Origin of the sequence: Paractinoplanes hotanensis, from assembly GCF_023717965.1 — a bacterium.
In the GTDB taxonomy this organism is placed as follows: Bacteria; Actinomycetota; Actinomycetes; order Mycobacteriales; family Micromonosporaceae; genus Actinoplanes; species Actinoplanes polyasparticus.
Genome location: NZ_JAMQOL010000050.1, coordinates 71,193 through 97,823, shown reverse-complemented (window position 1 = coordinate 97,823; position 26,631 = coordinate 71,193). Strand labels below are relative to the sequence as shown.

Sequence of the window (26,631 nt, the reverse complement as noted above, 5' to 3'; positions counted from 1 at the left end):
CCCCCCCCCCCCCCCCCCCCCCCCCCCCCCGGCGGGGGCCCCCCCCCCGGGGGCCCCCGCCCCCCCCCGGGGGGCGCCCCCCCCGCCGGACTCAGAGCTGGGCGAGCAGGGCCAGCAGGAAGTTGAGGATCGCGGCCAGCGCGCCGGCGCTGGGGACCGGATCGAGCAGGCCGGCGATCGCGCAGAGCAGGTTACCGAGCAGGTTGACGGCTCCGGGCGGCTCGTGGTGGGCACGTGGCGGGCGGCTCGTGCTGGGCTCGTGCGGGCGGTTCGCGAAGCTGAGAAGACTCGCCGAGAAAAACTCGGCCGGGTTGCTAGATTTTCTTGGCGGGATCCGCTAACGTTTCTCTCGTTGACAGCGAGATCCAAGAAAGACGCGGACGAAACAGACCGAGCGTCAAGCAGGGCCTGGAAAGTCTGGGGCTCGCTCGGCTGAGCGGTGAACCCATGTTCATCGCACGTTGCAAGGATTTGTCGCACGTTTGAAAGGAAAGGCCCCGCAGTTGGGGGCCGGCACGAAGCTCGTCGCACGTGTGCGGGGCCATGAAGTCGCGTGGGGCTCTGTCACCGGCGGGCAGCACGACAGCAACACGCATCGAAAGCAGAGGAAAGGGAGGGCTCGACACCGTTGGATCGCCCGCAACCGGACGCATGTGGTCCTGGGCGCGGACACCGCAGTTTCCATCGAACGAGAGGTGGTCTTCGGTCACGCTTACGCGGTCCTCACACCCGATGTCGCTGATGGCGGCAGGTGTGGATACGAAAATCCGACGAACCTGTCGGTAGATGGTGTTTGTAACCCGCAACCCCGGGCCCCGGCGCTACTGCGCCGGGGCCCTCGTCACGGAGGTGTTCATGGCCCAACCCGACGATATGTTCGGCGACGACGACTATCCCGCCTACACGATGGGGCGTGCCGCGGAGATCACCGGCGCCTCGCCGGACTTCCTGCGCCGGATCGGGGAGGCGAAGCTCATTACCCCCTTGCGATCGGCCGGCGGGCACCGCCGCTACTCCCGGTACCAGCTTCGCCTGGCCGTGCGAGCGAAGGAGATGGTCGAGCAGGGCACCGCCCTCGAGGCCGCCTGCCGCATCATCATCCTCGAGGACCAGCTCGAGGAGGCCCTGCGGCAGAACGAAATGCGTGAGCGCCGCCAGAAGAGCGACTCCGCCTGACCTCGATCCTCCGCGAACCGCCTGCCAGGACCGGCGTGCGGCGCAGCGTGAGCAGGTCCTCAGTACGCTGCCCTTCCCCCACCCGGCCCGCCGGGTGGGCTTTCCATTTTCCCCTGGTGCCCGGCGCCGTCGGCTGGCGTCGCCGGGCCGGTCGGAGTGCCGGCGAGCGTACGACCGCGGCGACCCACCGGTAGGCCACCGAAGTGACAACGGCCCGCCCGGGATTCGCGGCATGCGTTTCGTGGTGTTGCCGGAGGCGGGCAGCTCACCGTCACGATCATCCACTTGACGTAGAGCGCGAAGACGGGAAGCCCAGGATGCGCTGCGCGCGCGGGGGTCGGCCACTCGATGCCGCCGAATCGCAGCTTGGGCACGGACATCGGCCGGGTCGCCGAGCTGCTGATCGATCTGGGATGCGGGACGTGTTGTTGCCGCAGGTGGAGCACGGCGGACTTTGGCGTTGGCGTCGGTCTCTGTACATTTCGGTCGATTGTGGGGAAAGCGCGACGACCCACGAGGTCGGCTTGGAGTGCGGACGGGTGCGGGTCGCGGGGGATTCGCGTACGACGCCGAGCCGGGCGACTGGTCGGGGGCCTTCGGCGATCTGTCCGAATACTACGGAATCGGGCCCCACGGAGAGCTGGATCGCTTGCCCTGGAACGCCTAATTGTTTCCGGGAAGTTCAGCTGGTGAGGTGGGCGACACGGTTTGTTGTCGGGGGGCACGGGTATGCTGCGATCGATCATGGTCACGCCGGCGAGGCCGGGTGGCCATCGGGGGAGGTCGCGGTGCAGAAAATTGCGGGGCGTTATCGGGTCGGGGAAGTCCTCGGTCAGGGTGGCAGCGCTGTGGTCCGGTACGGGTTCGACAGCGTTCTCAAGCGTCCCGTTGCCATCAAGATGTTCGATGTGTCGGCCACCGGGGTGTTGGCCGAGGCCCGCACGGCGGCCGGGCTCAGCCATCCGAACATCGCGCAGATCTACGACTACGGCGAGATTGTCGACGGCGACGACCGTACGCCGTATCTCGTCATGGAGTTCGTCGGCGGCGAGACCCTGGCCGACCTGATCGCCCGCACGGGGCCCCTCCGGTGGCGCCGGGCGGCCGAGATCTGCGGCGAGACCGCGTCCGCGCTGGCCGTCGCGCACGGCCAGAACCTGGTTCACCGCGACGTCAACCCGCGCAACATCATGCTCACTCCCGACGGTGTGAAGGTCCTCGATTTCGGCATCGCCGCCGTGGCCGGGCAGAACGGCATCGACGCCAACGGCGCGTTGTGGGGCAGCCCGGCTTATCTGGCGCCCGAGCAACTGCGCGGCGAACCGAGCTTCCCCGCCGCCGACGTGTACGGCGTCGGTCTGCTGCTTTTCGAATGCCTGACCGGATCGAGGGCGTGGCCGGGTGAGGCGATCGGCGCCGTTCTGGCCGCCCGGCACGGCCGCCCGGCGCCGCGCCTGCCCCGCCTGGGCGGTGTGCCGCGCGAGCTCGTCCGGCTGTACGAGGCGTGCACCACCGAAGACCCCGAGGGGCGGCCCCCGGCGGCCGACGTCGCCGCCAACTTCCTGCGGGTCAGCCGGCCGGCGCCGCTGACCCGGCAGGTGCGGCCGGTCGCGCCGGTGCGGTCTGCCCTGCACGCTGCCGGCCAGGCGACCGTTGCCGTCCCGGTTGCCCCCACGTCGCGGCAACGGTCGCGGCGGCGCGCCCTCGTGATGGGATCGGCCGCGGTCGTCGCGGCGATCGTGAGTGTCGTCGGGGTGCAGTTGGCCAACGGCACGGTCACGCCGGGTGGTCGCGAGGCCGAGGCTGCCGTCGAGGGTCCCCGCCCGGTGGCGACCTCGCCGCAGACCAGCAGCAGCCCGGCCCCGTCGCCGTCGGCCTCGGTGCGGACCCGCCAGACGAACGCGTCGACCACGGTGCACGTCAGGAGGAAGACGACGGCGCCGCGCACGACTCGGGCGACCACTCCCGCCACGACGGCGCCGACCACCCCGCCGGCCAAGCCGAGCAGCCCGCCGGCGAGCACTCCGCCGCCGCAGAAACCGACGCCGACGCCGACTCCGGACGAGACCACGCCGCCCACCGAGCCGACCGTCGAACCCACCGACCCGGCCACGACCACGCCCCCGGAACCCGATCCGCCCGCCTCCACCGGCCCCGAGACGCCGGCCGACGACCAGCGCGGCCTGGTCTGAGAAGCCGCCCCACCTCGGCCGCAGCGGGGTGGGACAGCCGGCTCGCCGTCGACGCCCAGTCGTTCGACGGCGGCGCGCTTGAAAGCCCGATCGAGGCAGCTTGCGACACCCGGGAGAAGCGGCGCCGGGCGACAGCCAGCGCGGCCTGCTCTGGGAGAGACAGCCCAACCCGTCGGCGGCAGCAAGGTGGAACACCTGAGGCGCCGTGGACGCTCAGTCGTCCGACGGCGGCGCGCTCGAACGCGAGCGATGCCCGGCTGGCGCGTGCGGACGCCGAGGCGGCTGGCGACGCCCGGGGCGAAGCGGCGTTCGACGAGAACCAGCGTGGCCTGGTCTGAGAGCGACGGCTGGCTGCGTGGTGGGAGGGTTGCGTCTGCGAGGACGTTCAGTGGTTTCGGAAGAGGGTCGCTGGGCAGCAACCGGCGTTGCCTCGTCTGAGAGCGACGGCCGGCTGCGGGGTGGGGCGGCGGCTGCGTCTGTGAGGGCGGTCAGTCGTTGCCGGAGAAGGCGCCGAGGCGCTCGATCGCCCAGGACAGGACGAGGTCGCGGAGGGCGGCCGCGTCGTCATCGCCGTACAGGTCGGTGTTTCTGGCCTGCGCGAATCGGTGGGTGAGGGCGTCGGCGGCCTCGACCGGCACGTCGGCTGGGCGCAGCGGCAGGTGCGGGAAGGCGGCCACATAGCCGGAATCGCGTCGTAGCGGCCGGGCGCCGGCGATCTCGCGGGGGCGCGGCAGGCCGAGAACGACGGCCCGGTCGTACGCGGCCCGGGCGCGTTCGGCGTCGGCCGGGCGTCCCTGTTCGATGGTCACCCGTACCGGGCGCAAGCCGAAGTTGCTGCAGTTGGACAGGTCGTCGCCGCAGACGTTGGGGACTACCAGCAGGTCGATCAGCGCGACGAACTCGATGTGGTCGCCCGGCCGGGCCCGGTTGCGGCGGATCACCGCTTCGCCGCCGGGGCCGGTCGCGGTGTGCATGAACAGGTTGAGCGACTCGTGGATGTCCCACGGACCGAGGCCGTACTCGCGCTGGGCCTCGTTCTGGATCTCCTGGCAGTTCGTGCGGTCGTGCAGGCCGAAGAAGGCGCTGTAGATCAGGCGGCTGCAGAACGGGAACTGGGTGTCGGTGGTGGCGGTGCCGCCGACTATCGCCATGATCGGGCGCTCCCAGGGCGCGTTGGACCACAGCACGTCGCCCGGGCCCGGGTGCGGGCCCTGCATGCCGCGGGTGCGGCCGACGTGGAGCCGCTCGCGGGCGTCGTGCCGGGCGAAGACGTTGAGATCGACGCACTGGTGGCCCTCGATCTGCTCGATCCGGACGACCTGGCCCGCGGCCACCTCGAACGCTTTTCCGGTGCCCGGCTCGAGGGTGTGCTCCCTTTCCGCCGTACGGGGGGAAGGGGTTGACCTGCCGTGCGGAGTGGCCGGGGAGGGTTGGTGGTCGGGAGCGTCCCTCAGCGCGGCGCGCACGAGGTCAGCGACGTTGCCGAGGTGGGCGTCCCGGTCGACGACCGTCTGCAGGAAGTCGTGCTGCTGGTGGTTGAGCCGGAGCGTGATCACCGGCGGGCCAGCCGGGGGCGCAGGCCGTAGTTGACGGCGGCGTTGAGCAGGATCAGCAGCACCGCGCCGAACATCATCGGGGTGGTGACCAGCGCCCGCACCCAGTCCGGCATGGTCGTGACGAACGCCTCGGGCAGCCACTGACCGCCGAGCGCGAGGATGAAGGCGGTGCCGGCGACCGTGAGGTTCAGGTCGTCCCACCGGACGGCGCTCATCATCTGGACGCCGCTCATCGCGATGATGCCGAACAGCACCGTGGACGCGGTGGCCAGCACCGCACCCGGCAGGCCGGCCACGAAGGCGCTGAACACGGGCAGGAAGGCCAGGGCGATGGCGATGAACCCGGCTGTCATCGTGACGAACCGGCTGCCGATGCGGGTGACGCGGACGATGCCGGCGTTCTCCGGGTACGTGGCGGTGCCGATCCCGCCGAACAGGGCGCCGGCGACCGATCCCGCGTACTCGGTGAACAAGCCGCGGTTGATGCGCTCGCGGGTCGGTTCGGCGCCGCCCCAGCGCGAGACCAGCGTGTACATGCCGACCGCCTCGGCGCTCGACTCGAGGAAGGCGAGCAGCATCAGCAGGACGGCCGGCCACGCCACGGCGAACCCGAACGGCAGCAGCGAGGGCGGTCCGACGAAGGCGACGCCCGACAGGTCCGGCATGCTCCACAGCCCGGTCGCGGCGGCCAGCACCGACCCGGCCAGCATGCCGATGATCACGGCGGCCCGCCGCACCAGGGTCGAGCCGCCGAAGAGCAGGCAGGCCACCACGGTGAGCAGGGTGACCAGGCCGATCCAGAACAGGTCCCAGCCGTACCCGGGCTGACCCTCGGCGCCGAACCAGCCCGGCAGGCCGAGCGTCGCCAGCTGTGCGCCGATGATCAGGCACATCGTGCCGTAGACCAGGGGGTCGGTGGCGAAGCGCAGAAAGTGGATCAGCACCCCGAACCGCCCGACCGGGATCGTCAGCACCATGAAGATCAGGCCGGCCACGATCATCGACCCGAACGCGGCGTCGAGACCGTACGCCGCCCCGGCCGCGAGCACGGCCGCGAAGAAGGCGGCGGTCGGCCCCTGCACGATCGGCAGGCGCACGATCCGGCTCGACTGCAGGACGGTGACGACGCCGGCCAGCAGGAAGGAGGCCTGGATCATGGGGGTGACGTCGCCGGTGGCGAGGCCCAGGGTGATGCCGATCAGCACCGGGAAGACCCAGATCGCGGACAGGGTCAGCAGGTGCTGAACGGCGAAGAGCAGAAGCTTGGGCGGCTGGACGCGCTCATCGAACCCGACGTCCAGAACGGGCCTGTCGTCCGTCTCGGTATCCACGTTCTTGAATGTAGTGCAGAACGGTCTCCTAAGTGGACGGGCCGAGCCGGCCGCGCAGGAAGGCCAGGGCCCGCTCCTCGTCGAGGATTCCGCCGCCCTCGTGCCCGTTGTACGGCCAGACCTCGATCTCCTTCTCGCCGCCGTACTCGTGGAAGGCGCCGTACACGGTGGACGGCGGGCAGACGGTGTCGCGCAGGGCGGCCGAGAACAGGGCGGGCGCCGTCGCGCGTGACGCGAAGGTGACCCCGTCGAAGAACTGGAGGGTCCGGTGCACCGGCTCCACCTCGGTGCGGTGGACCATCAGGTAGTCGATGATCTCCTTGTACGGGTACGACTCGGTCACCGCCAGCGCGCGGGGGAAGTCGCACAGGAACGGCACGAAGGCCACCGCCGCGGCCAGGTCGGAGCGCAGCCCGGCGACCGCGATCGCGTTGCCGCCGCCCTGGCTGCCGCCGAGGACGGCGATCCGGCTGTTGTCGACCACGTCGAGGCTGCGGGCGGCGTCGACGGCCCGGACGGCGTCGGTGAACATCCGCCGGTAGTAGTAGGTGGCCGGGTCGAGGATGCCGCGGGTCATCACGCCCGGCACCTGCGGTGACGACGGCGCCTGATCGGGCGTGACGCCGAGGCTCCATCCCGCACCCTGCCCGCGCGTGTCCATCTGCAGGTGGGCGAACCCGGCCGAGGCCCACAGCAGGTTCTGCAGGGCGTGGCCACGTCCGCCGCCGTACCCGACGTACTGCACGACGGCGGGCAGCGGGCCGGTGGTGTGGGCGGGCACCCGCAGCCAGGCCCGCACGTCCTGCCCCGCGTAGCCGCGGAACGTCACGTCGTACGTGGAAATGGTTCGCAGGCCGGTCGGGACCTCGCTCAGCCGCACCTCGATGTCGTGTTCCGCGGCCTCGGCCAGCGTTCCGGCCCAGAAGTCGTCGAAGCCGTCGGGCGCGGTCTGCGTGCTGCGGTAGGTGGCGAGCTGGTCGGGGGAGAGGTCGGTCAGCAAGTCGATCGTTCCTTCGTCGTCATCCCGGGAGAACCCCGTTCTTCATGATCCTGACACGAGTCGCCGCGGCCCTCGGCCAGGGGCCGCAAGAATTGATCTTCGACGGCGATTCTCGCCATCCGAAATGGTGAACAAAACGTTTGGGGCCGGGCTCAGCCCGTATTCCTTTGCCGCCGGCGCGCGGGCGCGCCTGGGAGGACGAAGTGGGGTGGCGGGGCGAGGTCCAGGTGTCTACGGTCTGCTCAGGTTTCAGGTTTATCGAGACGTTCGACCGTGGCTCCGCGGCGTTCTTGCCCTGTTCGTGCCCCCGGCCGGGGTGCCAGTGGCGTCTCACGGGGGAGGTAGGCATGCGGTATCACGTTCTCGGTCCGCTGCTGGTGGAGCACGAGCAGCAGACCCGTCCGGTGACCGGGGGCAAGGTCCGCACCGTGCTGGCCGCGCTGCTGTTGCACGCCAACCAGCAGCTCTCGGTGGCTCAGCTGGCCCAGCGGATGTGGCCCGGCGACGCCCCGCACTCGCTGCGCCGGGTGGTGCAGACCAACATCGTGCGGTTGCGGCAGGAACTGCCCTGGCCGGGCTCGATCGTCACCGGTCCGGCCGGCTACTCGCTGACCGTCGAGCCCGGCGAGCTCGACCTGCACGAGTTCGACCGGCTCGTCGCCGAGGCCGGGGCGGCCACCAGCCTGGACGACCAGGCCCGCCTGCTGCGCGCGGCACTCGGGCTGTGGCGCGGGCCGGCCTGCGCCGATGTCGTCTCGCCGTGGCTGCATGAGATGGACCTGCCGGCGCTGAACGAGCGCCGCCTGCTCGCGCTGGAGCGGCGCATCGAGGTCGACCTGCTGTTGCACCGCACCGAGGGCATCGTTCCCGAGCTGCGGCGGCTGACCGTCGAGCACCCGTTCCGGGAGAGGTTCTGGGTGCAGCTCATGGCCACCCTGTTCCGGCAGGGACGGCAGGCCGAGGCGCTCAGCGCCTACCGCACGGTGTCGCAGCGGTTCATCGCCGACCTGGGGGTCGAGCCGGGCGCCGAGCTGCGCGAGGTCCACCAGCAGATCCTGCGCGGGTCCGGCCCGCATCCCCTGCTGGCGGTGGCGGCGGCTCCGGCTTCGGTCAGTGCCACGCCGGAGGCGGTGCCGCAGACGCTGCCGGCGGGTGCCCTGCACTTCGTCGGCCGGGCCGAGGAGTTCGCGACCCTCGACTGGCATCGGGACGAGGGGGCGGCGGTGGTCCTGCTGGACGGGCCGGCCGGCATCGGCAAGTCGGCCCTGGCGCTGCGGTGGCTGCACGACAACGCGGCCGACTATCCCGACGGCCGGTTCTCTCTGGACCTCCGGGGGTACGCCGACGAGCCACCACTGGAGACGTCCGAGGCGCTGGCCGCGCTGCTCGAGGGGCTCGGCGTCACCGCGGCCGAGGTGCCGCCCGGGGTGACCGCCCGGTCCCAGCTCTTCCGCACGCTCACCGCCAACCGCCGGCTGGCCGTTCTGCTCGACAACGCGCTCGACGCCGACCAGGTGCGCCCGCTGCTGCCCGGAGCCACTGCCACCGCGGTGATCACCAGCCGCAATCAGCTGCGGGGCCTGGTGGTGCACGACGGCGCGGTACGCCTGACCGTGCCCCGCCTCGAGCCGGCGGAAGCGTCGGCCCTGCTCGGCCTGAACCCCCGTGCCGACGAGGCGATCCGGCTGGCCGAGCTGTGCGACCGTACGCCCCTGGCCCTGCGTGTCCTCGCCGAGCGGATGGCCCGGCTGCCGCACGTGTCACCGTCGTCGTGGATCGCCCAGCTGGTCGACGAGGCCGACCGGCTGGCCGCGCTCGACGCCGGTGACGACGCCGCCGGTTCGCTGCCACGCTCGTTGTCCTGGTCGTACCGGGGGCTCGATCCCGACGCGGCCGAGTTGATGCGCCAGTTGTCGGTGCACACCGTCAAGGCGTTCACGACCGGGCAGGCGGCCGAGTTCGCCCTGCTGCCCGTCCCGGTCGTACGCCGGCACCTGGACCGCCTCGTCGGGGTGCACCTCGTCGAACAGCTCAACCACGACCGCTACCGGGTGAGCCCGCTGGCCGGGTTGTACAGCCGGCACGCCACATTGATCGAACAGGGGCGCCCGGCTTCACTTCGGCTTCAATGAGGTTTCACGGCGCGGTAATCGCCAGAATCGTCCGCTCCGGCCGTTGTGCCCGGGGCGGCGGGGCCAGAAGCTTCACTGCGTGCAACGGGGGAGCCGAATCCGGCTTCGTTGCTTCGGTGAAAACATGGTCAGCAACCGGGTGAGGAATCAATGTCCAAAGATCTTACCGTCGATGTGAACGCATTCTGGGAAAACGGTTACCAGATCATCCGCAATGCCTACTCGCGCGACGAGATCAAGAAATTCCGGGAGGCGGCCATGGCCTCGCGCGGCCGCGGGCCGGGCGATCTGCTGTCCAACCCGAAGATGCGAAGCGTGCTGGTGGACGGCCGTTTTGTCAGCGTCGCCCGGCAGCTTCTGGGCAGCGACGAGATCTGGTACTCCGGTGACAGCTCCTACACGATCAATTCCGGCCAGCGCGGCTTCCACAAGGACAACGTGGACCGCAAGGACGGAAAGGGTCCGGACTGGAACGGGCGATACACCCTGTTGCGGTTCGGGATCTATCTGCAGGACCACTGGTCACACACGGGCGGCCTGAACCTGCGCGCGAAATCGCACAATACGGCCGACCACTCGTACGGAAAGAACGTTTATGTCCGTACCCGCGTGGGTGATCTCGCCGTGTGGAGCATGCGTACCACCCACAGCGGCAACGGCGTTCTGTACAAATTCCCGAAGTGGGTGCACCCGGAGCCCAAGGACATTCCGAACATTCCGAAGTGGCGCATCGCCAAGGCCGACGGCGACCGGCTCGCGATCTTCGCCGCGCTCGGGCTCGACGACGCGCACCACGACCGCTACGTCGAGTACATGAAGACCCGGACGTACATGGTCAACTCGTTCCGGGCCTCGCACTACGACGACGAGACCCTGCTCGAGGCCAAGAACGCCGGCCTCAACATCAGGCGCGTCGCCGCCGAGATCGAGGGCGACGACACGGTCGGCAAGAACGCCGCCTGGGAGCCGATCCCGTACGAGGTCGGCGCCGCGAAGCGCACGCAACCGTAGCGGGAAGGGCTCGCGACCGTAGACAGCGACAGAAGCGGGTGCGGACTCGATGAGAGTCCGCACCCGCTTTCGTTCGACAGCGTCAGCCGCTGCGGCGGTTGCCGTACTGGCGGGGGCTCTGCACGGAGCCCCGGCCGGCCGGGCGCTGACCCTTGCTGAAGACCTCGGGCTTCGCCGTGCTCTTGCCCTTGGCGCGCCGGGCCGCCCGGTTGGTGAAGGCCTCGGCCTCCGGAGCGGGCTCGGTCTCGTCGACCGGCTCGGTCTCGTCGGCCGGGGTTCCGGCGGTGGCGTTGGATTCGGTCATCGTGGATCTCCTGACATCGGTCCCGCGCTCACGCTATCGCAGCCGGACCCCGGTCAGGAGCAGGTGGCGTTCCCACCCAGCCTTTCGGTGCTGTGCCGCTGGTAGCCGAGTTCGGCCCCGCCGCGCAGCGTGATGCTGTTGCAGCGGTGGCTGGCCGGCGCCGAGTGGGCCACGAAGCTCGCCGTGCTGACCTTGTTGCCCTCGAACGTCACGGTGCTCAGGTCGCCGTCGAGGATGGGCGGATCCTGCGCGCCGGTGCTCGAGATCGTGTTGCCGGTGATGGCGATCTGGGCGTGGGCGATGGCGAAGTTGTTGTCGGTGTGCAGCACCAGGCCGCCGTGCGAGTTGCGGAACGAGTTGCCGCGCAGCTTGATGCCGCGGGCCGAGGAGTCGGGCTGGTCGGCGCCGATCTCGAGGATGCCCTGGGTGTTGGTTCCGGTGTTGTCGTGCACGTCGAGGTTGTCGGCGTAGTTCCACACCTCGACGAAGCCGCCGTCGTGCCCGTAGTCGTTGCTGGGGGCGCGGCAGTTCGTGCAGCTGCTGCGGCCGATCTCGACGTCGTGGGCCTCGACCAGGAAGCCGACCGCGCCGTAGTCGTCGTCGCCGCCCGGGGTGTCGCGCACCATGTTCAGGTCGCGGACCGTCACCCGGTCGGCCCAGCCGCCGGGAGCGCGGAACTGCACGCCGACGCCGGCGTTGTCGACGGTGCTCGACCGTACCCCGCTGTTCGCCCCCATGATCTGGACGCCGTTGGCGGTGGCGTTGGTCACCCGGACGTTCTCGAGAATCTGGTACGCGCCGCTGAGCAGCACGACGCTGTCGTCGCTGCCGGACCGGCCGTCGATGACCGGGAGCGCCCCGGCGCCGTACGACGTGAGCCGGACGGGCTTGTTCCTGGTGCCGTCGCCGCGCAGCTGAACCGTCGTCTGCCAGGTGCAGCCCCGGGCGAGCCCGATCGCCTCACCCGGGTCGAGCGCCCGCGCCGTGGCGGCCCGGATGCTGCGCAGCGGCTTGGCCAGTGTGCCCTGGTTGCCGTCGTCGCCCTTCTCGCAGTCGACGTGGATGCCCTTGAAGGGGGCGGCCTTCGGCTTCCGGGGAGGCGGAGAGGTGATGGCCAGGGCCGACCCCAGCTTCGGGGCGACGCTCACGGTGGCCGCGGGGGAGGGGGTCGAGGGCCGGGCCGACGGCGAGGTGAGCGCGGCGGGCGTGGTGTCCGTGCTGGTGTCCGGATCCGCGGCGGAGTACCCGGCGACGGCCAGGGCGCCACCGAGCGTAATCGCCGCGGCGGTCACCGCGAGCGGGAGGCGAAGGCGTCTCGGCATCGCGCCACCCTATCTGACCTGCCCGGCCGTTCGATGAACGCGTGCTCCGATCAACAGCTGTCGTGCCGCGGTCATCTCCTTGAGTGATGACTGTCGATAGAGTCCCGGACCGGGTGATTGCCGGGGGAGAGCGGTTCTTGGCATGATCTCGGCCATGTCGTTGACTCGCCGCCACGTCCTGGGCGCCGGAGCCGCCGCTCTCACCGCTGCCGCCGCCGGCTGCGGCCGCGAGCGGAACGGCTGGATCGCCGGGCAGGGCAACGGCGGCACGGGTGGCGGTGCGGCTGCCGCCGCAGCGGCGCCGGCCTACGTCGCCCCGCTCAAGGCGGTGCTGACCAAATACCTGAAGCCCACCACGGCCAACCCGAAGCACCCGACCTACGCCGGGGCCGCGCTGGTCGTGATGGTGAACAACTCGACCACGGCGAACATCGCGGTCGGGCACGCGCTGCGCTACGGCGCCGGCCCGGTCGAGCTGGCGGCGGCCAAGCGGGTCGCCATGCGTACGGACTCGATCTTCGACCTGGCCTCGCTGACCAAGGTGTACGTGTCGATCGCGCTGCTCCAGCAGGTCGACCGGGGCCAGGTCGACCTGGACGCCCCGGTCGCCCGCTATCTGCCCGGCTTCACCGGCACGGGCAAGAACAAGGTCACCGTACGGATGCTGCTGACCCACACGAGCGGGCTGCCGGTCGGCGTGACCGGCGTGAAGGGCCTCGCGGTCGCCGCCCAGCGCGCCAAGGTGCTCACCACCCCGCTGGTCAGCGGCGCGACACCGGGCAGGACGTTCCGCTACTCGAGCGCCGGGCTGATGGTGGCCGGTCAGATCGTCGAGAAGGTCACCGGCGCCACCCTCGACGCGGCCGTCCGGACCGGGATCACCGCACCCCTGGGCGCGCGGTACATGGGGTTCAACCCCCGCAAGTGGCTCACCGCGGCCGACCAGGCGGCCCGCCTGGCCGCCACCGACGCCCGCACGGCCCGGGGCCTGCTGCGCGGCACCGTGCACGACGACATCGCGGCCCAGATGGGCGGCGTGATCGGCAGCGCCGGCCTGTTCGGCACGGCCCGCGACGTCGCCCTGACCGGTCAGATGCTGCTGGCCGGGGGCGCCTACGGCGGCAAGCGCATCCTGTCGGCCGCGATCGTCGAAGAGATGCTCAAAAATCACAACGCCGGCCTGCCCGCGGTCGACCCGGAACGACCGGGCCGACCGTCCGACCACGGCCTCGGCGTGACGCTGCGCCAGCCGTGGTTCATGGGCGCCCTCTCTGCGCCCACCACGTTCGGGCACACCGGGTTCACCGGCACCTCGCTGCTGGTCGACCCCCGCCGCAAGCTGGTGCTGTCGCTGATGACCAACCGGGCCCACCCCAACTGGAGCTGGGCGAACCCCGACCCGATGCGGGCCGAGATCGCCACCACCCTCGCCCGGTACCTCTGAGCCGCTACGGAACAGCCACGGTGGTGGTGAGGCGGGCGCGCAACTCGGCGGCGGGCATCGGGCGGGCGAAGTGGAAGCCCTGGGCCTTCTCGTAGCCCAGGCGGGTCAGGCGGGCCGCCTGTTCCGCGGTCTCCACCCCCTCGGCCACCGCTTCCAGGCCGAACGCGCGAGCCATCTGAGCCACCGCGTCGGCGATCGCGTCGGGGCGGCCGTCGGGCACGAACGAGCGGTCCAGCTTGATCTGGTGCACCGGGCAGGTGGCGAGCAGGGTCAGGGTGGACGCGCCGGTGCCGAAGTCGTCGAGGGACAGGCGTACGCCGAGATCGCGCAGGCCTCGCAGGTTCTCCATCGTCGCGCCGCCGCCGACCGCGACCGATTCGGTGATCTCCACGGTCAGGCGGCGGGCCGGCAGGCCGCTCTCGGTCAGCGCCGCCGCCACCAGGGACGGGAAGCCGGGCTCGCGCAGCTGACGGGCCGACACGTTCACCGAGACCGACTGCTCGCCGGGCCAGGTCGCCGCCTCGCGGGTCGCGGCGCGCAGCACCCAGGCGCCGAGCGGCACGATCAGGCCGGTCTGCTCGGCAGCCTCGATGAAGGCGCCCGGGCCGAGCAGGCCCTCGGCCGGGTGCTGCCATCGCACCAGGGCCTCGGCGCCGGTGATCCGGCCGTCGGGCAGGGTCACCACCGGCTGGAAGTACACCACCAGCTGGTCCTCCAGCAGGGCAACGCGCAACGCGGCGGCCCGGCGGCTGTTCTCGGCGCCGCGGGCCTCCATGCCCGGCCGGTACCGTTCGTAGCCGCCGTCCCCGCGGTCCTTCGCCTCGTACATCGCGATGTCGGCCTGGCGCAGCAGGTCGCCGGCGTCGTCGCCGCCGCGGCCGTCGACCACGCCGAAGCTGGCCTTGACGGTCATCGGCTCGCCGTCGACCAGGGCCGGTTCGACCAGCGCGGCCGCGATCCGGGTGAGCGCCTGCTCGACGTCGGAGCCCTCGACGCCCTCGAAGAGGATGGCGAACTCGTCGCCGCCGAGCCGGGCGACGGTGTCGGCCGACCGGACGGCCTCCCGCATCCGCTCGGCCACGTGCACCAGCAGGGCGTCGCCGGTGGCGTGCCCGAGCGTGTCGTTGACCAGCTTGAAGTCGTCCAGGTCGATGAGCACGATGCTGATCAGCGTGTCCGGGCCGGCGCCGGACACCGCGGCGGTGACCCGTTCGGTGAAGAGCGAGCGGTTGGCCAGGCCGGTCAGCATGTCGTGGGTCGCCTCGTAACGGAACCGCTTCTCCTGCACGCCGATCCGCGCGAGCAGGGCGTCGTTCTGCCGGAAGGCGATCAGCTGACGGATGACCACGATCGTCGTCAGCACGACCGCGACAGCGTCGATCAGCAGGCCGTTCCCGGCGCCCCAGATGTTGTCGTAGGCCACCATGGCGTCGACCGTCCCGATCGCCACGTACGGCATCAGGCTGTAACCACGCGACGCCCGCTGCGGCCGGGCTCCGGCTGCGGTGTCCACCACCTGCATCCGGGCGCCGAGCGCGGCCGCGTAGGCGGCGCACGGCAGCACCAGCATGAGCAGGTTGCCGTCCGGCTGGTGCGGGTGCAGGAAGCTGATCGCCGAGCCCAGCCCGCCGATCAGCGCCGACGCGCCGATCCAGTACAGCCCGCGCCGGGTGAACGAGTCGACCCCGGCCAGCACCACCTTGGCGGCCAGATAGACCCCGTTGAGACCGGCGCCCATGATGACGGCCGCCGCCAGCACCCGGGGCCCGGTGACCCGGCCGTCGGCGAACTGCCCGGACGCGACGAAGTGCCAGATCAGCAGGCCGGCGGCCGAGGTCAGGGTGCCCAGATCGAGCCAGACGCCCACCTTGCGGGCGCGGCTGCAGGCGCTGAACGGCAGGCCGACCAGCGGCCCCGTGAGCACGATGCCGCCCAGCAGGTGCAGCGCCACCGAAACGGGTAGCAACCAGGCGCCGGCCCCGGCCTCGAACAGGATGCGCAGCCCGGCCACGACGACGAACAGCGACGTGCCGATCCTGACCGTGAGCCAGTAGCGGCGCACCACGGGAGTCGAGGCCGGGTCGGTCTGCACCCGGCGGCAGAGCACCAGGGTGGGGACGATGACCGCGACCACCAGCAGCCAGTTCACCGGGTCCGGCCACAGCCGGCCGAGGTGCTCCTGGAGCACGAACGCCGAGACATTGACGATCAGCAACGCCGTTACGGCCGAGAACGCCCGATCAGCGAAGAGCGGTGGGCGGACGGGCACGCCACTGTATTCGACACCGTCGCGCCCGACGTGAGATATCCGTCAGCCTCGCCTGGGACCGAGCGGCCGGGGCTCTCAGCGGCGGGCGGACAGGGCGACCAGGAACTGGCCGCCGCCGGCGTCGACGGTTGCGGTCACCGGCAGGCCCGGCGCCAGCCGGGAGAACCGGTCGACCAGCCAGTCCGCTGCCTCCTGGGCGTCCTTGCGGCTCGGGCACCGGGCCACCAGCTCGCGGCCGCCCTTGCGCTCGAGGCGCTCGGCCACGGTGATCAACGGCGCCGGCTCGATCACGTGCAGGCGGTCGGGCCAGGCGATGACCACCTTGACCGCGCCCTTGCGGGTGTTGCAGGCGCGGTGCGCGAGCCGCTCGGTGATCTTGGCCTTCCGGTCGGCGGTGCGGCTGTCGACGCTGGGACCGCGAGGATCGTTCACCGACATGCCGGCGTCGACCGGCTCGTCGCACACCCAGCACCGCCAGCCGTCCCGCTCGGCCACGTCATCAAGAAGACTCATGCCAGCAAGGTAGTCCCGTGCCTCAGCGGCGCAGCGCCCGCCCGGCGCCGGCCACCACGGTCGTGGCCAGGATCCAGCCCGCCGCCATCACGGCCAGGGTCACCGCCTTGTCCGCGCCCACCGGGTCCCAGGCCTTGTCGTGACCGAGGTCGACCAGCGGAACGAGCACGTCGACCGTGTAGAGGAACGGGTCCCAGGTCGGCGCCTCGTCCGGTTTCACCGCGGCCAGCGGGCCGGACGACGCGAACCAGCCGGTGCCGGCGGCGACCACGACGAGCAACCAGAGCAGTGCGCGCAGGGGCCGGTAGCCGAAGCCGATGGCCACGTTCTGGACAGCGCCCCAGAGCCCGCCGAGCACGCCCATGGCGCGGTGCCGGCGACGCTCCCGCACGACCAGCACCTGCCGCGCCTCCTGTTCCCGGCCGTCCCGGGTCAGGGCGGCCGCGAGCTGGTCGTACGGGCCGGGGGAGAACCCCGTGGCGTAGGCGGCCATCCAGTCCAGGCGTTGCCGGGCGGTCCACGCCTCGACGTCCTCGGAGCGGCGGGTCAGGCGGTCGTAGGCGAGCCCGTCGAGCTCGATGCGGCACGCCGCCGGCCAGTTGACCGGGTCGTCGACGAACCGCCCGAAGCGGGCGTCGCGCAGGGTTACGGTGCCGGCCGACCCGCTGGTGAGGCGCAGCGTCAGCACGCGGGCCGAGGCCTCGATCAGCAGCAGGCAGTAGCCGTCCGGGTTGCGCAGGGTGCTGCTCTGGAACGACAGGGAGCCGGCCACCTGGGCGCCGATCAGGTGGACGGGGCCGTCGGCGACGAGGTCGTGGGCCAGCAACGCACCGCCGACAGTCATGCCCCAGCCGCTGACCGCAGTGCCGTTGTCCGGGGCCGGGCCGAGGTGGGCCCGCTCCAGGACGACGTCGCCCCCGATCCGCGAGCCGGAGAGCTTGATGCCACCGGCTATCCGGACGCCCCGCAGGTGGACCCCGCCACCGATGTCGGAGCGTTGCAGGAACAGGGTCCCGTGCACGGTGCTGCGGTCGAGTTCGACCATTCCCTGCACCTGGGCCGGGAGCAGCCAGATGTCGCCGGCCACGGTGGCGTCCCGGACACCGAGGACACCCGCCACCCGGATGCCCTCCGCCGTGATGCCGGGCAGCGTGCTGCCGTCGAGATTGAGCGAGACCAGTTCGGCGTGGTCGAGCAGCAGCTTCCCGTCGAAGACGCAGTGCCGCAGCCGCAGCTGGGTCTCGATCCGGGCGCTGGTCAGGTCGAGCACGCCGGTGATGCGGGCGTCCTCCAGATCCAGCCGGGCGACCCGTCCGGAGGTCCCGCCGCCCGCGCCGAGCAGCAACTCGGCCAGGAAGCCGGCCTCGACCGCCGCGCCGCCGAGGTCGAGCCGGGTTCCGCTCCGGTAGGCGCGGCGTACCCGCCGCTTCGTCGATCCGAGCATCAATCCGGCACTATAGCGACGGCCGCCGATGCCGCCGCCGGCGCTTCCGATCAGGGCCGGCGGGGGAGGTAGGGTCGCGGCCATGGCTGAGCCGGGTTCGTTCGACGCTGTGCTGTTCGACTGTGACGGGGTCCTGGTCGACTCCGAGAGCATCACCAACGGAGTGCTGCGGTCGATGCTGCACGAACTGGGCTGGGCGGTCAGCGAGGAGGACTGCTTCCGGCTCTTCGTGGGACGGGCCCTGCAGGACGAGACCGCCGTCATCACCGCCCACACCGGGTTCGTGGTCACCGACGACTGGCTGCTCGAGTTCCGTGAGCGGCGCAACGCGGCCCTGTCGGCCCGGCTGGAACCGGTTCCCGGGGCGGTGGCCGCGGTCCACCGGATCGATGCCCTGATGGGTGGCCGGATCGCCTGCGCCAGCGGGGCCGACCTCGGCAAGGTGCAGTTGCAGCTGGGCAAGGTGGGGCTCGGCGCGGTGTTCGCGGGCAAGATGTTCAGCGGCATGGATCAGCCGCGCAGCAAGCCGGCACCGGACGTCTATCTGGCCGCGGCGGCGTCCCTGGGCATCGATCCGGCGCGGGCCGCCGTCGTCGAGGACACGGTGCCCGGCGTGACCGCCGGGGTGGCCGCGGGCGCCACCGTCTTCGGCTTCTGCCCGCCGGACAGCCCCGCCCACCACCCGCCGAAGGCGCTGCTGGACGCGGGCGCGACCCACATCTTCACGGCCATGGCCGACCTTCCGGCACTGGTGGGACACCCGGTCCGCGCTGCCTAGACAATCCGGCGAACCCCTTCCTGCCCCGCGCGTGAAGTCATAGTCTTCGATCGAAGACCCGGTACGCACGCGAAGAAGCTGAGGAGGGGTCATGCGGCATCTGGTCAGGTTCATGGCGGCGATAGTGGTGGCGGCGGGGCTCGCCGTCCCGGCCGCACCGGCGGCGGCGTCCGGGTATGCCCGGTTCAGCGCCCTGGTCTTCTCGAAGACCGCGGCCTTCCGGCACGATTCGATCCCGGCCGGCGTGGCCGCGATCCGGCAGCTCGGGGCGCGGCACCACTTCAAGGTGGACGCGACCGAGGACGCGGCGGCGTTCACCGACGCCAACCTGGCCCGCTACGACGTCGTGGTGTGGCTGAGCACCACCGGCGACGTGCTCGACGACGCCCAGCAGGCCGCCTTCGAGCGCTACATCCGGGCCGGCGGCGGGTACGCGGGCGTCCACGCCGCCTCCGACACCGAGTACGACTGGGCCTGGTACGGCGGACTGGTCGGCGCGTACTTCCGGGACCACCCGGGCTCGGTCAACGCGCAGTACCAGGTGGCCACGGTCAAGGTCCTCGGCCGTGACACGGCCGCCACCCGCCCGCTGCCGCGGCGCTGGGTGCGCGAGGAGGAGTGGTACAACTTCCGCACCAACCCGCGCGACACCGTCCGGGTGCTGGCCGAGGTGGACGAGCGGACGTACGACCCGCGCGGTTACAGCGTGCCCGGCGGCTCGCCCGGCATGGGGCGGCACCACCCGATCTCGTGGTGCCAGCCCTACGACGGCGGCCGGGCCTTCTACACCGCGCTGGGCCACAAGTCCGAGTACTGGACCGAGCCGCTGTTGCTGGCCCACCTGCTGGGCGGCCTGCGGATGGCGGCCGGCGTCGTGCCGTTCCACTGCGGCCGGGAGGACTGAGCGGCCGGGCGGCAACTTTTCCGGCGGGGAGTGTCGGATCGGCCGGACGCCGTTCGTAGCGTGGTGGGACGGACAGCGGGTCCGGCCGAGCAGAAGGAGCGACCATGACCCAATACCTGATCTACTTCAACCAGCAGTGGGTGGGCGACCACACGGAGGAGTGGTTCCGCAGTCGCGGGCCCCTCGCCCGGGCGGTGGTTGACGAGATCAAGGCGGCCGGAGCGTACGTCTTCGCCGGTGGTCTGGAAGAGGACGGCCCGATCTTCAGCGCCGACGCCACAAGCGGCACGGTGCTGTTCTCCGACGGGCCCTACGTCGAGACCAAGGAGTTCCTGGGCGGACTGACCATCGTCGACGTGCCCGACGAGGAGACGGCCAGGATGTGGGCCGGCAAGATCGCGGAAGGCTGTGGCTGGCCGCAGGAGGTGCGCGTCATCAAGTAGGAGCGCGGCGCCGGCTGAGACACGCGGGCTGGTCCTGACCAGCCCGCGTACGGTGCCCCTGCGGTCAAACCGGGGTCGGCAAGGGCTGTGCGCCGCCGGTCGATGCGTCGGTCCGGCTGGCCCGCCATCCTCGTCATAGCCAGTGATGGCGGGGGAGGATGGCCCTCCGGGCGTGATGCTCGGAGGGCATTCCTGCTGTCGGGGATCTTGGCGGAGACCCGCTGGCGAAACGATGGCGGGGCCCGCCATACCGTGGCCCCGCCGTTTCGTCCGCTCAGGCCGGCCTGGCCCGGGCTGCTGTCAGCCGCGTTCCCAGACGGCGACGGCTTCCTCGCCGTACTGCGGGACCCAGCCCAGGGCGACCGGCTGGGCCGGGGTGCCGGTGAAGGTCAGGGTGAGCGAGCCGGTTCCGGACTCGAACCGCACCGTCCCGGTCTGCGTGGGGTCGTTCTCCCAGCCCTCGGCGTCGTACAGGGTGAACATCGCCGGGTCGATCACGAACGGGCGCGCGGCCGCGACGGACAGCACGATCCGGGCCGAGTTCTTGCCGTAGCCGGCCGAGGTCAGCGTGACGGTGGCAACCTTGGCCGCCTTCTTCGTGACAGTGACGACCGAGCCGTCCTGCTCGTACTTCAGCGCGGGGTCGCGGTCGTCGATCGCGGTCGCCGGGGCGGCGGGCGCGGTGGTGGCGGCGGGCGCCGGCGCGGCCGGGGCGACCTGCACGTCCGCCGCGGCCACCCCGGCGCAGGCGGCCGTCGTGGCGGCCGCGGCGACGATGCCGATGGAGGTGATGACGGCGGACATTCTCACAGCGATCGCTCCCGGTCGGTTGTGGCGGAGTCTCGCACAGTGAAACGCGGAGAACGCCACCATGGTTGTGTGCCGGTCGGGCCATCTTACTGACCGAACGGAAATGCCGCTGGGCCCGTACGGATGCTGCCGGGCCCGGCAGCATCAACCTCGGCTGTCAGGCGAGCAGCTTCTGGTCCTCCAGCCACTTCTTCGCGACCGTCTCGGGACGCTGGCCGTCGACCGAGACCTGCTTGTTGAGCTCGGTCATGGCGTCCTGGGAGAGCGCAGCCGAGATCGGGTCGAAGATCTTCTTCAGATCCTCGGCGTGGGCGTCGTAGTACTCCGATCGGAACACGGGGGACGCGTTGTAGAGCGGGAAGAAGCTCTTGTCGTCCTCGAGCACCGTCAGGTTGAGCGCCTTGATCCGGCCGTCGGTGGTGAACACCTCGCCGAAGTTGCACGGGTCCTGCTTGTCCGTAGAGGTGTAGACGATGCCGGTGTCGAGCACCGTCACGTTCGCCGCGGGCAGCTGGAAGCCGTACTTCTTCTGCAGGCCGGGAAGTCCGTCGTCGCGGGTGCTGAACTCGCTCTCGACGCACATGGACGCGTCGGCCGGCTTGGCGGCGGCCAGGGCGCCCAGATCCGAGAGGGTCTTCGGGCTACCGAGCTTTTCGGCGGCCTTGGCGCTGTACGCGATGCCGTACGTGTTGTTGAACTTCGCCGCGTCCATCCAGACCAGCTTGTTTTCCTGCAGATCGCGCTCGGCCACCTTCTTCCACTGCTCGGCGGCGTCGGTGATCGGCGTGGTCTCCTTGAAGAAGCTGATCCACGCCGTGCCCGTGTACTCCCAGTACACGTCGACGTTGCCGGACGTCAGCGCGGCGCGGGCGGCGTTGGTGCCACCCAGGTTGGTCTGGTCGGTGACCTTGGCCCCGCCGTTTTCCAGGGCCAGCTTGGTGATCTGGCCGAGCACCAGCTGCTCGTCGAAGTCCTTCGAGCCGACGATGACCGAGGTGCCCTTGAGCGGGCCGTCGGAGTTGCCGCCGCTGTCCGAGCCGCAGGCCGCGGCGGCGAGCACGAGGCCGAGACCGGCGGCGGTGGCGGCTGTCTTTTTGAGCAGGTTCATTTTTCCCTTTCTGGGCCGTGGCAGCCGGGCGTTCAGAGGCCACGAGGGGTGAGAATTTCTTCCACGACGCCGGCGAGGTGGTCGACCAGCAGCGCGAGGCCCGAGGCCATGACCGCGCCGACGATCAGGACCGGCGTACGGTCCAGCTGGATGCCCTGGAAGATCACGTAACCGAGCGCCTGGACGCCGAAGAACGTCGAGAGCGTCGCCGTGCCGATGTTGATGATCAGAGCCGTGCGAACGCCGGCCAGGATCACCGGAACCGCCAGTGGCAACTCGACGCGCCGAAGGGTCTGCCAGCCGGACATGCCCATGCCGTGCGCGGCCTTGACGAGCGTCTGGTCCACCTGCTGCAGGCCGACCATCGTGTTGCGCAGGATCGGCAGCGCCGAGTACGCCACCAGACCGAAGACGATCGACTTGAAGCCGACCCCGGCCAGCAGCACCACCAGCGTGATCAGGCCCAGCGACGGGATGGCCTGGCCCAGGTTGCCCAGGACCAGCACCACGGGCGCGACGAACCGAGCCCCGCGACGGGTCGCCAGGACGCCCAGCGGCACCGCGATGACGATGACGATGAGGGTCGACACCGCGGCCAGTTGCAAGTGCTCGATCACCCGTTGGGTGAGCCCGGAGGCGTTCAGCGTCCGCTGCTCGATGCTGTCGAGTTCCTGCGACGAGACGTACGCGTACAGCGCCACCCCGACGCCGGCGAGGAAGACCGGCATGCCGAACCAGCGCACCGCGCGCCGGGCGCTGTGCTCCACCGGTGTCACCAGTGCGTCAACGGCCATCAGGGGTCACCTTCGCTGCCCGGTAGAACTCGCCGCCCGAACGGGCCGCCACCATGACGGCCTCGAAGTCGAGCAGGCCCTGGAAGGCGCCGCTGCGATCGACGACCACCGCGACGCCCGCGTTGGAGGTGAGCATCTCGTTGAGCGCCACCGACAGCGTCGCCCCGGCCTCGACCACCGCGGCCACCGGCTGGCCCGCAGTGGACAGGTCGGCGCCGGCGCGATCGAGGTCGCCGGCGTCGACCCAGCGCTGAGGGCCGCCGTCCGCGTCGAGCAGCAGCAGGGCGCCCCGGCCCGAGGCCCGCAGGCGCTCGTGGGCCTGGGACACGTCGGCGTCGACCCGTGCGGTCGGGCCGCCGGTGTCCAGCCCGACGTCGGACACCCGGCTCAGGTGCAGCCGCTTGAGCGAGGCCCCGGCGCCGATGAAGTCGGCCACGTACGGGCTGGCCGGGTTGCTCAGGATCGCGGCCGGGGTGTCGTACTGGGCGATCTGCGAGCGCTCGCCGAGGATCGCGATCCGGTCGCCCAGCTTGATCGCCTCGTCGATGTCGTGCGTGACGAAGACGATGGTCTTCTGGACCTGCTGCTGAAGGCGCAGGAACTCGTTCTGGAGCCGGTCGCGGGTGATCGGGTCGATCGCTCCGAACGGCTCGTCCATCAGCATGACGGGCGGGTCGGCGGCCATCGCGCGGGCGACGCCGATGCGCTGGCGCTGCCCGCCGGACAGCTCCTTGGGGTAGCGCCCACGGTACGACGACGGCTCCAGGCCGAGCATCTCGAGCAACTCGTCGACGCGGTCGCCGATCCGCCGCTTGTCCCAGCCCAGCAGCTTGGGCACGGTGGCGATGTTCTCCGCGACCGTGAAGTGCGGAAACAGGCCGATCTGCTGGATCACGTAACCGATCCGCCGGCGCAGCGAGTCGGGGTCGGCGCCCGTGACGTCCTCCCCGTCGAGGTAGATGCGTCCGGACGTCGGCTCGATGAGCCGGTTGATCAGCTCCATCGTGGTGGTCTTGCCGCAGCCCGACGGACCGACCAGCACGATGATCTCGCCGCGCGGCATGTCCATCGACACCTGGTCGACGGCGGGCTGCGACTGGCCGCGATAGATCTTGGTCAGCTTGTCCAGGCGGATCATCGGGTTGTCGGTGGCGGTCATCGGATCCCCCTGGCGGTGGTGAGGCGGCGGAGCAGGATGAAGAAGGCGTCGAAGACCAGGGCCACGACGACGATCCCGAGCGTGCCGCCGAGAACGAGGTTGAGGGCGAACGGGCTGCCCAGCGAGCGCAGCCCCCGGAAGATCTCGTTACCCAGTCCCGGCCCGTTGACCAGGGCGGCGATGGCCGCGATGCCGACGACGACCTGCGTCGAGACCCGGACCCCGGTCAGCACCACGGGCCAGGCCAGCGGCAGCTCGATCCGGACGAAGCGGCGCCACGACCCCATGCCCATGCCCCGGGCCGCCCGGAGCACGCCCTGGTCGACCGAGCCGAGGCCGGCGACGGTGTTGCGGACGATGGGCAGCAGCGCATACAGCACCAGTGCGACCACCGCGGGCGGCGTTCCCAGGCCCAGCAACGGGATGAATATGGCAAAGAGCGCCAGCGAGGGGATCGTCAGCAGCGTGGCTGATACGGCCAGGACCATCGGGCGCAGCCGCGCGGACCGATGGGCCAGCACACCCAGGGCGCAACCGAGGACGAGGGCGATACCGATGGAGATGCCGACGACCATCACATGGTCGAGGGCCTCGGCGAACAATGGCTCTGCGTTGTCAACTAGATACTCGTAAAAATCCATAGGCTTTCATTGCCGGGAGCATAGGAAAGGCGCACAGCCGTGGCCGTGCGCCGGTGATCCGAGGTGGCCCGGGGGCCGCAGGATGCGTTCAAAGTCGCCTTCGACCGTAGACCGACCAGGTTAATCGGCACAACCTTAAGTCAAGATCCACCCAGTCATCATGACATTTCGATGACAATATCCAGTCGATTTGACAATCACGGTTCTTAATGCCCTCGGCGCTCAGGAGGCTGCGCAAAAATGGATTTTGAGCTGATCATCACAGTATTCGGGATTCATTTCGAACCGCTGTGTGCGGTCGCCGCACCTGGGTAGGGCGGCGGGGCGGTTGCCGCCGACAGGCTACGTGCGATAGCTTAAAAGCTATGTGTAGTAGCTTTTATGCCTAGGGCCGGACTCAGTGCCGAGGTGCTGGTCGGCGTCGCGCTGGATCTGGTCGACGAGAAGGGGCTCGAGGCGCTCAGCCTGGCCGCCGTCGCCGACCGGGCCGGGGTGGCCGCCCCCTCGCTCTACAAGCACGTCGGCAGCGTGGCCGAACTGCGCGAGCTGATGGCCGTCGCGGTCGTCCGGCAGCTCACCGCGATGTGCGCCGCCGCGGTCATGGGTCGCAGCCGCGACGACGCGGTCGAGGCGCTCATGCGCCACTACCGGACGTTCGTTCTCGCCCACCCCGGGCGGTACGCGCTGGTGCCGGTGAACGCGTTGCAGGTGCCGTCCCTCGCCGAGGCGGGTGCCGAACTGCTCGGCGTCTTCGCTGCGGTGCTGCGGGCGTACGGGCTGGAGGGCTCAGCCGCGACACACGTGATCCGGCGCATGCGGGCCACGGTGCACGGGTTCGCCGTACTCGAGGCGGGCGGCGGCTTCGGGTTGCCGGAGGACGTCGAGTCCAGCTTCGACCAAGTCGTCACCATGGTGTTGCGGAGCCTCGAATGAGCGCGCTCTTCGCCTTCGCCGGCCTGATGTTCCTGCTCTACCCGGCGTTGCGCCCGTGGACCGACGAGACCACTGCGGACGGCGCAATCGAGGCGATGTCGTCGCCGGCCTGGGTGGCCTCGCACCTGTTCGCCATGCTGGGGTTTCTTGCCGTCAGTCTGGGCCTGCTCGCCCTGCACGGCCGGCGGCCGGGCCGGCTGCCGCTGACCGCCTTGCTCACGGCGTGGATCGGGACGGCGCTGGTGCTGCCGTACTACGGCGCCGAGGACTTCGGGTTGCACGCGCTGGCCCGCTCGCCGGCGCCCGACCTGCTCACCGTGGTCGACGAGGTCCGCTACCAGCCGGTGGCGGTCACGATGTTCTGTGTCGGCCTGATCCTGCTGGCCGTCGCGGGGATCACCACAGCTCTCGCGACACGCAGTGCGGCCGGTGTTGTCTTCGCGATCGGCTATGTGCTGTTCCTGCCGCAGTTCTTCCTGCCGCCGGTGGGACGAATCGCGCACGGCGTGATCCTGGCCGTCGGCTGCGTGGGGCTGGCCGTTGAGTTCCGGGCGCGGCGCAACAGGCCGGCCTCGCAGCGGTAGGCGCTTCGCGTACGGGGATGGCGCCTCCGATGCGGGCGCCGCGAAGGCGGTGAGTTCGTCCTCGAGGCCGGCCCGTCCTCCCGCTTCACCGAGGGCCACCGCTGAGCCGATACGGTCGGCGCCGTGGAAACGACGCTGTGGCAGGCGCCGGCCGTTCACCGTTCACCGTTCGCCGATCCGGGCCGTCGCGGGCGCCGCCGGCCTGATCCTGACCGCGGACGGGGACGGGACGATCCGGTCGTGGGACGCGGTCACGGGCGCGCCGGCCGGGTTCGTTGTGCGGGCCGACGCCACGTTCCCCGAGGTGGCCGGTGGCCTGGTGATCAGCGCCGATCGGGGACGGGTGCGCCGGTTCGGCCCCGATGGTCGTGAGGGGGGCGGCGTGCTCTACGGCCAGGAGTTCCTGGGTCCGATCCACCGGTGGGACGTGGCCGGCGGCGAGCCGCTGAGCCCGTTGCCGACGGGCGCCGAGGGTATGAGCGAGGGCGGTCTCGCGGCCGACGAGGACGGCCGGGTGCTGATCTCGGTCGGCCAGTCGGGCGCGGTGTGGCGCTGGGACCTGACCGTGCCGGAGCCGCGGGCTCAGCTCCTCGGCGCCGATCAGGACGCCGCCCCGGCCGTGGTGCCGTCCGGATCGGGTCCGCTCGCGCTGTTCCGGTCGGGCGTCACGGTGGCCGGCGTGCGGCTGCCCGACAAGCAGCTGATCGTCGCGACCGGCGGCGACGAGGGCATCGAGCGCTACGACGTTCTCGAGGACCGGCGCCGGGAGAGCTCGCCGACCGG

At 71.0% G+C, this 26,631-nt stretch carries 23 protein-coding genes; 10 read left to right on the top strand and 13 right to left on the bottom strand.

Translation table 11 applies throughout. The features are described 5' to 3' along the window. The first annotated feature begins 855 nt into the window (after nt 1–855). Together LXN57_RS34710 and LXN57_RS34705 are read left to right on the top strand one after the other, a co-directional pair. Entirely contained in the window at nt 856–1,176 is a 321-nt protein-coding gene (locus tag LXN57_RS34710) for a MerR family transcriptional regulator (protein WP_251802456.1), read from the top strand. 788 nt (nt 1,177–1,964) lie between these two features. Further along, a complete protein-coding gene (locus LXN57_RS34705; protein WP_251802455.1) occupies nt 1,965–3,368 on the top strand; it encodes a serine/threonine-protein kinase in 1,404 nt (467 codons plus the stop codon). Nucleotides 3,369–3,856: 488 nt separating this feature from the next. On the opposite strand, the gene LXN57_RS34700 is transcribed toward LXN57_RS34705, so the two are convergent. From LXN57_RS34700 to LXN57_RS34690, 3 genes are read right to left on the bottom strand one after another with little or no spacing between them, the layout of a single operon-like run. Further along, nucleotides 3,857–4,924 (bottom strand): DUF1989 domain-containing protein, encoded by a 1,068-nt coding sequence (locus LXN57_RS34700; RefSeq protein WP_251802454.1) that lies wholly within the window; start codon nt 4,922–4,924, stop codon nt 3,857–3,859. After that, on the bottom strand, nt 4,921–6,255 hold the full coding sequence (locus LXN57_RS34695; protein ID WP_251802453.1) for a uracil-xanthine permease family protein: 1,335 nt from the start codon (nt 6,253–6,255) through the stop codon (nt 4,921–4,923). The genes LXN57_RS34700 and LXN57_RS34695 overlap by 4 nt, the downstream gene beginning before the upstream one ends. 28 nt (nt 6,256–6,283) lie before the next feature. Continuing rightward, nucleotides 6,284–7,255 (bottom strand): acetylxylan esterase, encoded by a 972-nt coding sequence (locus tag LXN57_RS34690; protein ID WP_438872944.1) that lies wholly within the window; start codon nt 7,253–7,255, stop codon nt 6,284–6,286. Nucleotides 7,256–7,602: 347 nt separating this feature from the next. Between LXN57_RS34690 and LXN57_RS34685 the strand changes: the two genes are divergently transcribed. Beyond that, entirely contained in the window at nt 7,603–9,387 is a 1,785-nt protein-coding gene (locus LXN57_RS34685) for an AfsR/SARP family transcriptional regulator (RefSeq protein WP_251802452.1), read from the top strand. Between the two features lie 150 nt (nt 9,388–9,537). Beyond that, entirely contained in the window at nt 9,538–10,398 is an 861-nt protein-coding gene (locus LXN57_RS34680; RefSeq protein ID WP_251802451.1) for a phytanoyl-CoA dioxygenase family protein, read from the top strand. Between the two features lie 82 nt (nt 10,399–10,480). Here LXN57_RS34680 and LXN57_RS34675 read toward each other — a convergent pair whose 3' ends face one another. Together LXN57_RS34675 and LXN57_RS34670 are read right to left on the bottom strand one after the other, a co-directional pair. Further along, complete coding sequence (locus tag LXN57_RS34675) at nt 10,481–10,702, bottom strand: hypothetical protein (RefSeq protein WP_251802450.1); 222 nt, start codon at nt 10,700–10,702, stop codon at nt 10,481–10,483. Between the two features lie 53 nt (nt 10,703–10,755). Continuing rightward, nucleotides 10,756–12,024: a right-handed parallel beta-helix repeat-containing protein gene (locus LXN57_RS34670; protein ID WP_251802449.1), complete on the bottom strand. Its 1,269-nt coding sequence runs from the start codon at nt 12,022–12,024 to the stop codon at nt 10,756–10,758. A gap of 154 nt (nt 12,025–12,178) precedes the next feature. On the opposite strand from LXN57_RS34670, the gene LXN57_RS34665 reads away from it, so the two are divergent. Beyond that, nucleotides 12,179–13,468, top strand: coding sequence for a serine hydrolase domain-containing protein (locus LXN57_RS34665; protein ID WP_251802448.1), 1,290 nt, complete (start codon nt 12,179–12,181; stop codon nt 13,466–13,468). Between the two features lie 4 nt (nt 13,469–13,472). Here LXN57_RS34665 and LXN57_RS34660 read toward each other — a convergent pair whose 3' ends face one another. The 3 genes from LXN57_RS34660 to LXN57_RS34650 form a co-directional block, all read right to left on the bottom strand. Then, nucleotides 13,473–15,737, bottom strand: coding sequence for a putative bifunctional diguanylate cyclase/phosphodiesterase (locus LXN57_RS34660; RefSeq protein WP_251802447.1), 2,265 nt, complete (start codon nt 15,735–15,737; stop codon nt 13,473–13,475). Between the two features lie 75 nt (nt 15,738–15,812). Then, nucleotides 15,813–16,250, bottom strand: a complete 438-nt coding sequence (locus LXN57_RS34655) for a hypothetical protein (RefSeq protein ID WP_251802446.1) — start codon at nt 16,248–16,250, stop codon at nt 15,813–15,815. Nucleotides 16,251–16,272: 22 nt separating this feature from the next. Beyond that, nucleotides 16,273–17,694 (bottom strand): hypothetical protein, encoded by a 1,422-nt coding sequence (locus tag LXN57_RS34650; RefSeq protein ID WP_251802445.1) that lies wholly within the window; start codon nt 17,692–17,694, stop codon nt 16,273–16,275. 82 nt (nt 17,695–17,776) lie between these two features. Between LXN57_RS34650 and LXN57_RS34645 the strand changes: the two genes are divergently transcribed. The 3 genes from LXN57_RS34645 to LXN57_RS34635 all read left to right on the top strand — a co-directional run bounded on the left by LXN57_RS34645 (nt 17,777) and on the right by LXN57_RS34635 (nt 19,819). Further along, nucleotides 17,777–18,472 carry an HAD family hydrolase gene (locus LXN57_RS34645; protein ID WP_251802444.1) on the top strand — a complete coding sequence of 232 codons (696 nt, stop codon included), beginning with the start codon at nt 17,777–17,779 and terminating at the stop codon, nt 18,470–18,472. Nucleotides 18,473–18,563: 91 nt separating this feature from the next. Further along, a complete protein-coding gene (locus LXN57_RS34640) occupies nt 18,564–19,376 on the top strand; it encodes a ThuA domain-containing protein (protein WP_308206673.1) in 813 nt (270 codons plus the stop codon). Nucleotides 19,377–19,480: 104 nt separating this feature from the next. Beyond that, nucleotides 19,481–19,819 carry a YciI family protein gene (locus tag LXN57_RS34635; protein ID WP_251802443.1) on the top strand — a complete coding sequence of 113 codons (339 nt, stop codon included), beginning with the start codon at nt 19,481–19,483 and terminating at the stop codon, nt 19,817–19,819. A 300-nt stretch (nt 19,820–20,119) separates the two neighbouring features. Here the strand turns inward: LXN57_RS34635 and LXN57_RS34630 are convergent, their stop codons facing one another. The 5 genes from LXN57_RS34630 to LXN57_RS34610 form a co-directional block, all read right to left on the bottom strand. Continuing rightward, nucleotides 20,120–20,629: a hypothetical protein gene (locus LXN57_RS34630; RefSeq protein ID WP_251802442.1), complete on the bottom strand. Its 510-nt coding sequence runs from the start codon at nt 20,627–20,629 to the stop codon at nt 20,120–20,122. A gap of 157 nt (nt 20,630–20,786) precedes the next feature. Further along, nucleotides 20,787–21,737 (bottom strand): glycine betaine ABC transporter substrate-binding protein, encoded by a 951-nt coding sequence (locus LXN57_RS34625; protein WP_251802441.1) that lies wholly within the window; start codon nt 21,735–21,737, stop codon nt 20,787–20,789. 32 nt (nt 21,738–21,769) lie between these two features. Continuing rightward, nucleotides 21,770–22,531: an ABC transporter permease gene (locus LXN57_RS34620; RefSeq protein WP_251802440.1), complete on the bottom strand. Its 762-nt coding sequence runs from the start codon at nt 22,529–22,531 to the stop codon at nt 21,770–21,772. Next, nucleotides 22,521–23,669 carry an ABC transporter ATP-binding protein gene (locus LXN57_RS34615; protein ID WP_251802462.1) on the bottom strand — a complete coding sequence of 383 codons (1,149 nt, stop codon included), beginning with the start codon at nt 23,667–23,669 and terminating at the stop codon, nt 22,521–22,523. Before LXN57_RS34615 ends, LXN57_RS34620 begins: the two co-directional genes overlap by 11 nt. A 17-nt stretch (nt 23,670–23,686) precedes the next feature. Beyond that, nucleotides 23,687–24,331, bottom strand: a complete 645-nt coding sequence (locus tag LXN57_RS34610; protein ID WP_251802439.1) for an ABC transporter permease — start codon at nt 24,329–24,331, stop codon at nt 23,687–23,689. A 381-nt stretch (nt 24,332–24,712) separates the two neighbouring features. Here LXN57_RS34610 and LXN57_RS34605 point away from each other — a divergent pair, with 381 nt between their 5' ends. Further along, complete coding sequence (locus LXN57_RS34605) at nt 24,713–25,264, top strand: TetR/AcrR family transcriptional regulator (RefSeq protein ID WP_251802438.1); 552 nt, start codon at nt 24,713–24,715, stop codon at nt 25,262–25,264. Continuing rightward, nucleotides 25,261–25,848 carry a hypothetical protein gene (locus LXN57_RS34600; RefSeq protein WP_251802437.1) on the top strand — a complete coding sequence of 196 codons (588 nt, stop codon included), beginning with the start codon at nt 25,261–25,263 and terminating at the stop codon, nt 25,846–25,848. Before LXN57_RS34605 ends, LXN57_RS34600 begins: the two co-directional genes overlap by 4 nt. The last annotated feature ends 783 nt before the right edge of the window (nt 25,849–26,631 follow it).

Excerpts from the sequence above, each read along its gene's own strand:
- LXN57_RS34710 (WP_251802456.1), top strand. The coding sequence starts at position 856 with ATGGCCCAACCCGACGATATGTTCGGCGACGACGACTATCCCGCCTAC.
- LXN57_RS34685 (WP_251802452.1), top strand. The coding sequence starts at position 7,603 with ATGCGGTATCACGTTCTCGGTCCGCTGCTGGTGGAGCACGAGCAGCAG.
- LXN57_RS34680 (WP_251802451.1), top strand. The coding sequence starts at position 9,538 with ATGTCCAAAGATCTTACCGTCGATGTGAACGCATTCTGGGAAAACGGT.
- LXN57_RS34675 (WP_251802450.1), bottom strand. The coding sequence starts at position 10,702 with ATGACCGAATCCAACGCCACCGCCGGAACCCCGGCCGACGAGACCGAG.
- LXN57_RS34670 (WP_251802449.1), bottom strand. The coding sequence starts at position 12,024 with ATGCCGAGACGCCTTCGCCTCCCGCTCGCGGTGACCGCCGCGGCGATT.
- LXN57_RS34665 (WP_251802448.1), top strand. The coding sequence starts at position 12,179 with ATGTCGTTGACTCGCCGCCACGTCCTGGGCGCCGGAGCCGCCGCTCTC.
- LXN57_RS34655 (WP_251802446.1), bottom strand. The coding sequence starts at position 16,250 with ATGAGTCTTCTTGATGACGTGGCCGAGCGGGACGGCTGGCGGTGCTGG.
- LXN57_RS34650 (WP_251802445.1), bottom strand. The coding sequence starts at position 17,694 with ATGCTCGGATCGACGAAGCGGCGGGTACGCCGCGCCTACCGGAGCGGA.
- LXN57_RS34645 (WP_251802444.1), top strand. The coding sequence starts at position 17,777 with ATGGCTGAGCCGGGTTCGTTCGACGCTGTGCTGTTCGACTGTGACGGG.
- LXN57_RS34640 (WP_308206673.1), top strand. The coding sequence starts at position 18,564 with ATGCGGCATCTGGTCAGGTTCATGGCGGCGATAGTGGTGGCGGCGGGG.
- LXN57_RS34635 (WP_251802443.1), top strand. The coding sequence starts at position 19,481 with ATGACCCAATACCTGATCTACTTCAACCAGCAGTGGGTGGGCGACCAC.
- LXN57_RS34625 (WP_251802441.1), bottom strand. The coding sequence starts at position 21,737 with ATGAACCTGCTCAAAAAGACAGCCGCCACCGCCGCCGGTCTCGGCCTC.
- LXN57_RS34620 (WP_251802440.1), bottom strand. The coding sequence starts at position 22,531 with ATGGCCGTTGACGCACTGGTGACACCGGTGGAGCACAGCGCCCGGCGC.
- LXN57_RS34615 (WP_251802462.1), bottom strand. The coding sequence starts at position 23,669 with ATGATCCGCCTGGACAAGCTGACCAAGATCTATCGCGGCCAGTCGCAG.
- LXN57_RS34610 (WP_251802439.1), bottom strand. The coding sequence starts at position 24,331 with ATGGATTTTTACGAGTATCTAGTTGACAACGCAGAGCCATTGTTCGCC.
- LXN57_RS34605 (WP_251802438.1), top strand. The coding sequence starts at position 24,713 with ATGCCTAGGGCCGGACTCAGTGCCGAGGTGCTGGTCGGCGTCGCGCTG.
- LXN57_RS34600 (WP_251802437.1), top strand. The coding sequence starts at position 25,261 with ATGAGCGCGCTCTTCGCCTTCGCCGGCCTGATGTTCCTGCTCTACCCG.